Genomic DNA, 10,163 nt, shown 5'->3' with positions numbered 1-10,163 from the left:
GGAGATCGCCCAGGAAAGGGGCCGGATCGCTCCAGGAGAATACGGCCGACACTTTCCGACCGCGGCAGGATCGCCACCACTCCCTGAGCGTCAACTCCCCTCGCCGCCAGTAGGAGAAGGCGGATTGAAGATCACGCATCCAATAGATCCACTTCACCGTCCCGTACTTTTGCTCGAGGTTGGGCGGTAATGGCCAGCCCACCGTGTTACAGTACTTGGCATAGAGCAATTCCACCCCACCAGCCTCGGCGATGGCGGATCTGAGGCCGGGCCGGCCAATGTTGGGCTCGATGATAAAGTACTCTCCGGTACGCTTGTCACGCTTCATTTCGACAAAACCAAGGCCCCGATAGCCGACCTTCTTGAACAGCCGAACCGACTCCTCGAGGACCCTATCATTGCGACATTCCTCTCCGAGGCTACTGCTGCCGATCTGTGGCGGCCACTGCCGGAGCTTACGAGCGACGAAAGTCACGACCGGCTCTGAGTCAGCGTTGAAGTAGCAATAGCAAGTGTAGAGATCGGCGTCGGTACCTTCAATCCACTCTTGCACCACCAACCCCTTGGACCATCCCGCGCAGCGATCGCAGAGCGCAAGAAACTCCTCGGCGTTGTTTGCTTTGTACACCTTGGCCGCTGCACGCTGCGTCCAAGTTGGCGTTCTCAGGGGTGGTTTTAGAATACAGGGGAAGTTCAGTTTCTCCGCCACTTGTTCAGCGTCTACCATGTTATAAAGGAAAAAAGTAGGCGGTATCGGTATCCTCTCTCTTTGCGCGTAGCTATAGAAGCTGATTTTATCCACCAGCATCTCGACAATCTCTGGGTTAGGTAAATCGACGTGATACCAGCCCTCCAGTCGCTGGCGGTGCCGAGAGATGAGTAACACACTCAAATCGGTACAGGGGAAGAGGACAGCCTTGTGCTTTAGCTCTGGCCCCAAGGTTTCGAGCGCACGGATAAGCTCATCGGTCTCATGATCCGCAGTAAGAATCCTTTCGCAGACGTTGGTCCGGCAACAAAAGTGCTCGGGATCCTGGGCAATCCCGATGGCCGGGACATTATGACGGGCCAGGATGCGCGCCGTCTGCAGCCCTGTCACGCAGTCTAAGCCGATGACGATGGCTTTGGGTGATGTACTGTCCTGAAGATTCGATTGCGAGCTATTCTTAAACATCACTCATCCGCAGGTTCAGATCTGGTATTGTGGATGCTGGCACCTGGCGGTAGGGACATCGGTGCCCGGAAGTCGACTACGGATCTCTCAGGGCAACCCCGCATTATCACCGAGCCGGAGAAGAACCTGCGGGCGGTCGCAGGGTTCGTGGGACTGGATTGAACTGCGCAAAACAGTTCTGCGAGTTTGGCAGTGTTCTTGTGCAGATTGAACTCCTTGATTACGTTCTCTCTGCCTGCCTGCCCCATCCGGGAACGGATCTCTGGGGACTTGCTGAGCCTCTCCAAAGCATCTGCTATGGCGTGGCTATCACGAGGGCGGGTCAGAATCCCCGTCACTCCCGTTTCCACCAGCTCCGGTATGCCGGAGAGATCGCTTGAGATAACGTGCAAACCGCAGGCCATTGCTTCCATCAACGTCACCGGGATACCCTCGCGCCTTCCTCTCGGGTCGAGGACACTTGGGAGAACCGCACTGAGGGGTTGTAGGGGAGAGGCTCCCCTACGCCTGGGGGGTGCTCAGCGAGGCGAACGCCGAGCGCCGAAGGGGGGCCTGCCTCCCTAGCGGAAGTGCCGCACCAGCGCGGAATACTAGTGAGAAATAGTTGGTGCGGCACTAGTAACGTAGTAAAAACGCTCGGCCCCAGGACAGAAGCGCACACCCCTAGCCTTGGGCGGGAGCGGGCGGCTTTACCGTCTCTGCCTGCCAGCGGGTGCGGTAAAGCCACCTTAAATAAAAACGCCCTCCGGGCCGTGCTCCGCCCGGGAGGGCGTCTGAATCTCTGGTGCGCCGTCGATTGTGCCAGGGGGTGGCCGGGGGGCTATAGTTACCCCGGATCCATCGCACTGCCTACCGAGAGCTCATCGCTCCCCTGGTCGATTACCCACGCGACAACGCGAAGCGTCGCCTGGCGTCATCCTTTTTGTATCCCAACAGGCCTCCCCCCTGTCAAGCACAAACTGCGACCTGAACTATTGCTAGCGACGTCGTTGGTGCATGCGTTCCACATGCCATCCCATTCGTTCGTCCTCGGTCACCTCGGGCGGACTTCCGAGAGAGTCCACATAGTAGGTGAGGTCCCACAGCTCCTCATCCTCGAGCGTGAGGAAGTATGCGGGCATGGGCGTCCCATCGAACCCGGTGAGGATACTTCGGAAGATGTCGCGCGGCGTCGGTCCACTCTTGAACGGTCGGCGGGTGAGGTCGGCCGGCTTCACAGAAAGGTCTGGTGCCGAGGGGCCGTCCCCACGTCCCCCAGACCCATGGCATTCAGCACACTCTGCTTTATCATAAACGCGGCGGCCGCGGGCGATGACATTGGGCGTGCGGGGGGGCGGGGGTGGGATAGGAATCGGCTCCGGTGAGGGGTTCGTCGCGAACTTTGGCGAGAAAGTCTTGATGTACGCCACGACCGCCCGGACCTCCGCCTCGGTCAAATGATCCTGCGGCACCATTGCGGTACTGGGCATCCCTTGAACGACGCTCCGGATCAGGTCTGCGTCAGTGGGGAGCTGTCCTGTGTCAGTGGAACGGAGCTTGTACTCCCCCTTTGTGAAATCCCGGGGTGGTGTCGCAAATTCCCAGGCGGCCTCGCCCTGCCCATCGCCCTTGGGGCCGTGGCAGATAGCGCAGTGTTCCTTGTATTCCTGCCGTCCGAGCGCAAGGTCAGGGCGTGACTCGGCCGTCACAGTAAAGGACGAGGCAAGGATGGCGCCGAATCCAATAAACAGAAGGATTCTGCCAGCTGGAAGACCAACTCTGCTAATCGAGGACCACCAGTTGCCCGGCGACATGTGGCTTGTGAAGCTGACACTTGATCCGGAAGATTCCCGCCTTGTTCGCCTTGAAGGAGAACGTCTTACTCTTCTTGGCAGGCACAACCTCTTTAATTCCAAAGGCCTCGATCTGGTAGCCGTGTTCCTTGTCGAGCTTGTTAATGAGCTTGAGGGTAACCGTGTCCCCTTTACGCGCGTAGATCGACTCAGGAACCCAGACTTTCACTCCTTGCGGCGTCTGGACGTTCACAATGGTTAGAGTGACCGTACCCGCCTCAGTGGAGGTGGCAAAGTTCGCAAAAAAGAATACGGCCACGGTCATGAGAAATAGCACGCGTGCCCCTGTGAATGTCATCGTTCTCCTCCTTTCTGGCGTGAAAACAAAAACACCCTCCGGGCCATACTACACCCGCGAGGGCGTCAAAGTGTCTGGTGCGCCACCTATTGTTGTGCCCAAAGTTGGCCAGGTTACTATTAACAACCCCGCATGCATAACTCTACTTCCTGCGGGGGGGAAAGCTACCCTTATGCTTCGATCCCTTACGCGATACCTCGAGGGCCCGCTAAGGGGACCCACTTATAACCAACAGCCCTAGCCCGTGTCAAGATCAAACTACGGTGGTCTTGTGGGGGTTGCCCCGGATTTGGGGCAGGTCTAAGGGGGGGAGGAACCCTGGGACGATCAAGGCAAGATCGGAAGGGTCGTGAAAAGTTCTGCGGGATGCTATGGTCCCTTGTGCAAGAGATACGAGATGGGGACCCGGATTTTGCCGGGGACGATCGGAAGGGGGACGGCTCGCTTGATGGCTTGGACCGAGGCCTCGTCCAACACGGGATAACCCGATGATTTGGCTACCTTTACCCCTTCGACGCTTCCATCCCGGGCAATCCGAAACTCCACGTGCACAGTCCCCTCCATCCCCAACCGGCGCGCCAACGCTGGATACCGCTTGGCCCTTTCAATTCTCTGCCGCAGGAGCTGGCGCCAGTCGATGCCCCCTCTTCCAAATCCGGCACTGACTCCTCCGCCCGGACCAGGCACCGCACTGAGCCAAGTCCCCATTCCGCCAGCCCCGGCCCCCGCACTGCCCCCCTTCGCCTTTAGCCCTTCAGTGGGGGCGGCCACAGTCGTTTCCGAAGGTTCGCTACCGGTGGTCGGCTGTTCGGTTTCATCAACTGCAGCCACTGTCTCTTGCTGCTCGGGACTAATTACCGTTTCAACCGGTTTGGGCTCCTTTTTATTCTTCTTTGGAACCACGGAAGGTGGCGAGGCTTTTGCCGAAACCGGGGTGTGAGGAGGAGGAGGACCAGGGGCCTCTTGGGAGCGTGGTGCCCCTCCACCACCCCCAGGGAGCAAGCCGACCAACTCTACCTCTACCGCCTGCTGAGCCTGAGGGGAGATGGAGATCACAACCAACCAAGGCAGGAGCAAGAGGATCAAGGCGTGCAGGAGTACAGAAGAACCCCACGGAAGAAAGATCCGGCTCAGACGATTTGTCCACCCTGCCATAACAGACCGCCTATGCCCAACACCCTACCCCTTGCACCCCCGAATATTACCACCGCCGGAGTAAACACGAAAGGCTCTTTTTGAACTCAGAACCGGCCCTCGACCGAGAGGATGGCATTAATCCCTGGAGCATCAATCCCTGAACCGTGCTCGCGGTAATTCGCGTCGGTGATATTCTCGAGAGCAAAGCGGACACCCAAGTTCGGGTGGGCGTCCCAGCCGAGCTTCACGTTGATGGTCGCCCAGCCCGGCGTCCCATTCGGATCGATGCGGGGATCCGCGATATCTCGTGGGCTCAGCCGATCCTGTCGAGCGGCGAACCGGACAAACGGTTCGACCCACAAGGTGGGACGGGCCCAATAGAGGAGCGCAACTCGGCCGTTCAGGGGAGGGATCCTGTCTGCCGGAAACTCGCTCCCATTCGGAAACTCCTCCTCCGCCCACGTGTACGTGAGATTGCCGGATAGTTCCAGGTCTTCCCTCACCTGAAAGCGAGCACCCACCTCGGCTCCCCAAAGAATCACCCGATTCAGATTCCGGTTCTTGACGACGATCCGCCCGTCGATGGGCGGATCGCCCGTCGGGACCGACTCGATCTTGTCCGTAAAGTCCGAATAGTAACCGAAGGCCTCCCCCTGAAAACGGGAGGTCTGGACCTTCACCCCCCAGTCGACCGTGACAATCTTTTCCGGATCAAGATCCGGATTTGGCCTGTTGAAGCGGTTGCCGGGTCTCGCACCAAATGTTCCAAGGTCAAAGACATTGGGGGCCCGAAAGCCCCGGCCGACATTGGTCACGAGCTTGACCTCTGGCGTGAGGGCATACGTGAGGCCGATGCTGCCGGTGACATCGTTAAAACTCTGGCTCGTGCTGGGCCCGCCATTCGTGGCGGGGAGGTCGGTGTCGAAGTGGCTAAACCGCCCTCCCACGGTGACGACCAGCGACGGGACGATCCGGATCTCATCCAGTATGTAAAACCCGAAGCTGTTCATGGTGGAACCGTCAGGGAACCGGGGCTGGTCGACTTCAGTCGCGCCGGTTTGAATGTCAGTCTTGATCCGGCTGCTGTTGATTTTATCGAAGTATGCCTCCCCCCCGTAGGTGAAGTTCATCCACTCCCCCCAATGGGAGCTTGCCTGCAGTGTCACCCCCTTGAGCTCGCTGCTGTTCTCTTCCCGGATCTCGTCCGGGCTCCCGAAATTACGTTGTCTTCGGTCGTCGTTGATCTCCTGATATGCTGCGTTCACTTCAACGACGTCGACGAAAGAGAGGGGCTGAAGGATCCGGTACCTCCCTTGGAGAAACAACCGATTGTTCGGCTCGAAGAAGAAGACCGCAGAGCTTGGCTGAGTTTGGCCGAATCCTGGCACCAGTTCATCGGTGCGGGGGGTCTTTGGCTGCTCCAGGAACTGAAAGTTGAAGAGCACCTCCTGATTTTCGGCCGGGGCGAAGAGGACCTTCGCGTTGCCAGCATAGGCCGTGTAATCCGAAAACGGTACCACGTCTCCACCCCCCACCCTGCGGTCGTTTACATCCCGGTAGGTGAAGCCGCCGCTAAAACCGATCCCCTCCTTCCCCGCCTCGAGCGAAAGCCTGGCCAGCCCGGACAGATCAGCGCTGGCGAACTGTCCAAGCACCCTCCCATCGAGCTGCCACTCCACGCCCTCGAACCGGGGAATCGGGGTAATAACCTGTACCACACCCCCCATCGCATCGCTGCCGTATAGTGTAGATGCGGGTCCTCGCACTACCTCGACTCGCTTTACATTGTACGCATCGACTAGCGCCAAGTACTGATTGGGGGCATTGCGGAAGAACGCGTTGTTCAGGCGCATCCCATCAACCAGGTGGAGGACTGATGAGCCCACGAGGCCCCGGATGATCGGACTTCCTTGGCCCGGCGTAGTCTGCTGGACATAGACTCCCTCTTCCCCTCGCAAGAGATCGGGGAGAACCTCGGGAGCCCTGCGCTCGACCTCCTTGGGACCGACGACAGTCACGCCGGTCGAGACCTCAAAAGTGCTTTCCTCCTCCCGGCCTGCCGTCACCTGGATCTCCTCCAGGACGACTGGCTCTTCCTCCTGCCCCCAGGCCGGGCCGGGGACCAGAAGGAGGAAAACCACCAGGATAATGAGCCACCCCTTCACATCTGGTCTCTTCTCGGGGCAGTCCTACGCCAGGGAAAACCCGAGCCCATTCTTTGCCGGGACGAGAAAGTGCATACGTATATCACAGGGAGAGAGATACGGTCAAGCGCGTCACGGACGCCCTCGAAACCAATATTTTCCTTGCCCCTCACCACGCCTGGCGAGGTATCTCTTAAGGGGAGCAAGATGGATGAATGGCCACAGTTACGCGTAGATCTCTCGTTGAAGCTCCTCGGCCCGCTTCAGGAGATCCCGATAGCAGGTCTCCCGGTCGGCCCCGCTGCCGAGGATCGTACAGATCGGGCTGCCGGCTCGAATACGCTCTCCCGGAAAGGGGGTATCACGGATGCCGCGCTCCCACCAGTCGTCGGTCGCCGGGGTGATCGCGTCCCGCTCCGCAAAGAGGATGCCTTTGCCCCAGTAGCCCTCTGGCGCGCGTCGGAGGTCGAACAGGGGGAGGACGCCGTCGCACGCTGAGATGTGGGTGGAGAAGATGTTGAGTCCATAAGCCACCTCGACGAGCTCCATCGATGCGGTGTACCGCGGGTTCAGTTCCAGAGGATAGACCTCACTCCCCTGCAGGATGAAGTCCATCCCGTTGACCCCTACCAGGTGAAAGGCCGAGGTGAGATGACCGAGGATCGCCTCAAGGTGGCCTACCAGACGATCGAACTTGGGCAAGCCGGGTAGTCCTTTGCCGAGAAGGTTGCCGCAGTATCGGAATCCTCCCGCACCGAAGGCGGCATCACCAATCAGTTGTTGCGAGACACCTAAGAGAGTGGCCCGCTGACCATCGGCAACAAACGCAACGCTACAGGGGAGGCCGCGAACGTACTCCTGCAGGTAGGCACCACGCCTCTTGCCCACCCCGGATGACACCATCGCGATCCCGTGGCCTCCTCCTCCCTTCCGGGGTTTCTCAAGGACCACTCCGGAAAGGGCGGGCGCCTGAGACGAAAGCGCCGTCCGAGGGATGGTGACACCAGCGTGCTCGAGGCAATTCAGAAATTTTTTCGGATCCCGGACTTCAGCCAGTGTCCGCGGGCCATTCCCCAAGAGTCGCCCCGCCGCCGCCAGCCTTTCGACGGCGCTCGGATAGTTCTCCAGATTGGCGGTATAGACAACCGCATCCCACCGGAATCGATCACAGGTTGTGAGCAGACGGGCCACGCTATAGCGAGAGCGCCCGTCCCGCCGCAGGGAGTAGTTCTCGCACAATCGCTTCAGATCCAAGTCGCCGAAGTAGTCAACAGTTAAGACTTTTTCGGCCCATCCGGCCCGGTAGGCAGATTCGGCTATCGCTCTGGCACTCACGCCGGTAATAAGAATCCTCATCCGCAACCCCCCGCCCACCCCTTGTCTTGACCCGGGCAAAACACGTGTGTTATCGTTGCCCAGAACTGTGGGTCCCCCGAGACCACATCACGGAGGGTAAGCACCCCATGGGGCAGTTCAGTATCCGGGTGGAAAAAGAAAACTTTACCTTTGCCGCAGCGCACTTCCTGCTCTTCCACGATGGAGCGTGTGAGCGGGTCCACGGACACAACTACCGGGCATGGATCGAGCTTTCGGGAACCCTCGAGGAAAACGATTACGTGTTGGACTTCCTCGCGATCAAACCGATCCTGAAGACGATCTGTGATCGTCTGGACCATCGAGTGCTGCTGCCCAAGGACAACCCCCACCTCAAGATCGATGAGGTCGAGGGGTCGATCGAGGCGCGATACCGCAATTTCCGCTATTGCTTTCCCGTTGCGGATGTGGTCCTCCTCCCTATCCGCAACACCTCCGCGGAACTGCTCGCCCACTATATTTGCAAGGAATTCAAGCAAGAGGTCAACCGACGGTTCCGGACCGCCCATCTCGACGTCATCCGTGTGGGAGTCGAGGAATCGTTTGGCCAAGCTGCGGTCTACGAAGAGCGCTACTAGTGCCCCTCCAACTCATTCTTTCTTTACGCCGCGAGCTTCCGCCAGGGGCACTGAGGGGTTGTAGGGGAGAGGCTCCCTTACGCCTGGGGGGTGCTCAGCGAGGCAAGCGCCGAGCGCCGAAGGGGGGCCTGCCCCCCTAGCGGAAGTGCCGCACCAGAGATACATGTGTTAGTGAGAAATAGTTGGTGCGGCATTAGGATCCTGCCTGAGCCGGGCCATGGGAGGCCCCGCCCGAAAGCAATGCCAAGTCGTCCCTCGAGAGCGTTCCCCGGTGGATGGCGGTCGCCACCAGGGCGCCCGCCGCCCCGATGTCCTGAAGGATGAGCAGGTCCTGGACGTCCCGCACCCCACCCCCAATCATGATCTCCATCTCCGGGTATCGCCGGATCAACGGAGCCAAAAAGTGGCTGTCCACACCTGTCTCCGCGCCAATCCGGTCCATCTCCAGGATGATCACGGATCGGATCCCACTGTCACCCAGGGACGCGAGGGCGTCGTCGGGACTACGCCATGGAATCGTCGGAGTACCCCACACGACCAATCGTTCCCGCAAGTCGAGACTGCACACGACATTCTCCAAACCCACCGCGTGCCCGATCTCAGCGACCTGGTGGGGGCCTGCGCTCGCCTCGGATGCCAGGATGACCCGGGCCACATTGATGTCGAGCAGCCGACGCGCATCCGCTGTAGAACGGACCCCTGCGTCGACCAGCAGCTGAAGCTCGCCCACGCGAGTGGCGAGTGCTGTCAACAGGTTCAGGTTATCCCCCGTCTGCTCAAGGGCATCCAGATCAGCCACGTAGACCTCATCACACCCGAGAGCCGCGTGAAGTTTCTCCAGCAGGACGAGCGGATCCGCGCTCGACGTCAGACAGCTGTGCACTGGCCCATATCTTTTGCGGTCGCCGCGCTGCGCGTGAACTGCGATCCCTCGCCGGATGTCGAGCACCGGAATTAGCCGCATGGCGGGGGGTATTCTAGCACGGCCATGAGGATATTCATTTACGAATACGTGAGCGGTGGCGGACTGAGCGGTGAGCCCCTCCCAGCGCGTATGGCGCGCGAAGGGTTCCTCATGCTCCAGGCGATCCTTGAGGATTTTCTCTTCCTGAGACGTCACGAAATTCGATCAACGATCGATGCCCGACTCCGCACGGCGGTCCCAACCCATCTTCCGGTCACGCTCGTCGATCAAAAGCGACATGCCGACGTGTTCGCTGCGTTTCTCGACTGGGCCGAAGCCGTCCTGCTCATCGCACCGGAAACTGACGGGGTCCTGGCGTACCTCTGTGCCCAAGTGGAGGGCGAGGGGAAATTCCTCCTCGGCTCCACCAGCAAAGCGGTGGTCGCGGCAGCAGACAAGGCCACGACCGACTCCCGTTTTCGCGCGAGCGGGATCCCTACAGCGCGCACCCGCGTCATCCCCTTTGACGACGAGCCGACACGACACGTGGCAACGTTTGGATACCCGGCAGTGGTGAAACCGGTCGACGGGGCCGGGGGTGAAGGTGTCTTCGTGGTCCACCGTCCGGCGGAAACCTCTGCGGCCCTTCGACGGCTGCGCCGGGTCACACGACACCAAACCTTCCTTTGCCAGCAGTATATCGCGGGGATCCCTGCCAGCCT

At 59.9% G+C, this 10,163-nt stretch carries 9 protein-coding genes and 1 pseudogene; 2 read left to right on the top strand and 8 right to left on the bottom strand.

The genetic code is table 11. The annotated features are described in order from the left end of the window. The 7 genes and pseudogenes from O6929_01775 to O6929_01745 form a co-directional block, all read right to left on the bottom strand. Nucleotides 1-1,174 (bottom strand): carboxylate--amine ligase (locus O6929_01775; GenBank protein ID MCZ6479124.1); only part of this gene is annotated, 1,174 nt, incomplete at its 3' end. Next, a pseudogene (locus O6929_01770) lies at nucleotides 1,174-1,635 on the bottom strand (glycosyltransferase). The gene O6929_01775 and the pseudogene O6929_01770, both read right to left, overlap by 1 nt. A gap of 516 nt (nucleotides 1,636-2,151) precedes the next feature. Beyond that, complete coding sequence (locus tag O6929_01765; GenBank protein ID MCZ6479123.1) at nucleotides 2,152-2,862, bottom strand: cytochrome c; 711 nt, start codon at nucleotides 2,860-2,862, stop codon at nucleotides 2,152-2,154. A gap of 73 nt (nucleotides 2,863-2,935) precedes the next feature. Further along, the gene (locus tag O6929_01760; GenBank protein ID MCZ6479122.1) at nucleotides 2,936-3,304 is read right to left on the bottom strand and encodes a cupredoxin domain-containing protein; all 369 of its coding nucleotides are present in this window, start codon (nucleotides 3,302-3,304) and stop codon (nucleotides 2,936-2,938) included. Between the two features lie 369 nt (nucleotides 3,305-3,673). Continuing rightward, nucleotides 3,674-4,459: an energy transducer TonB gene (locus tag O6929_01755; protein ID MCZ6479121.1), complete on the bottom strand. Its 786-nt coding sequence runs from the start codon at nucleotides 4,457-4,459 to the stop codon at nucleotides 3,674-3,676. A gap of 86 nt (nucleotides 4,460-4,545) precedes the next feature. Continuing rightward, on the bottom strand, nucleotides 4,546-6,606 hold the full coding sequence (locus O6929_01750) for a TonB-dependent receptor (protein MCZ6479120.1): 2,061 nt from the start codon (nucleotides 6,604-6,606) through the stop codon (nucleotides 4,546-4,548). Between the two features lie 204 nt (nucleotides 6,607-6,810). After that, nucleotides 6,811-7,941, bottom strand: a complete 1,131-nt coding sequence (locus O6929_01745; GenBank protein MCZ6479119.1) for an ATP-grasp domain-containing protein — start codon at nucleotides 7,939-7,941, stop codon at nucleotides 6,811-6,813. A 107-nt stretch (nucleotides 7,942-8,048) separates the two neighbouring features. Here O6929_01745 and O6929_01740 point away from each other — a divergent pair, with 107 nt between their 5' ends. Continuing rightward, nucleotides 8,049-8,537 carry a 6-carboxytetrahydropterin synthase gene (locus tag O6929_01740; protein MCZ6479118.1) on the top strand — a complete coding sequence of 163 codons (489 nt, stop codon included), beginning with the start codon at nucleotides 8,049-8,051 and terminating at the stop codon, nucleotides 8,535-8,537. 193 nt (nucleotides 8,538-8,730) lie between these two features. Here the strand turns inward: O6929_01740 and O6929_01735 are convergent, their stop codons facing one another. Beyond that, nucleotides 8,731-9,501 (bottom strand): HisA/HisF-related TIM barrel protein, encoded by a 771-nt coding sequence (locus O6929_01735; protein MCZ6479117.1) that lies wholly within the window; start codon nucleotides 9,499-9,501, stop codon nucleotides 8,731-8,733. Between the two features lie 24 nt (nucleotides 9,502-9,525). On the opposite strand from O6929_01735, the gene O6929_01730 reads away from it, so the two are divergent. Further along, nucleotides 9,526-10,163 (top strand): ATP-grasp domain-containing protein (locus tag O6929_01730; protein ID MCZ6479116.1); only part of this gene is annotated, 638 nt, incomplete at its 3' end.

This window comes from Candidatus Methylomirabilota bacterium (assembly GCA_027293415.1).
Lineage (GTDB): Bacteria > Methylomirabilota > Methylomirabilia > Methylomirabilales > CSP1-5 > CSP1-5.
This window is presented reverse-complemented; position numbering and strand designations above follow the sequence as displayed.

Coding starts and splice junctions, on each gene's coding strand:
- O6929_01740 (MCZ6479118.1), top strand. CDS start 8,049: ATGGGGCAGTTCAGTATCCGGGTGGAAAAAGAAAACTTTACCTTTGCC.
- O6929_01755 (MCZ6479121.1), bottom strand. CDS start 4,459: ATGGCAGGGTGGACAAATCGTCTGAGCCGGATCTTTCTTCCGTGGGGT.
- O6929_01745 (MCZ6479119.1), bottom strand. CDS start 7,941: ATGAGGATTCTTATTACCGGCGTGAGTGCCAGAGCGATAGCCGAATCT.
- O6929_01760 (MCZ6479122.1), bottom strand. CDS start 3,304: ATGACATTCACAGGGGCACGCGTGCTATTTCTCATGACCGTGGCCGTA.
- O6929_01735 (MCZ6479117.1), bottom strand. CDS start 9,501: ATGCGGCTAATTCCGGTGCTCGACATCCGGCGAGGGATCGCAGTTCAC.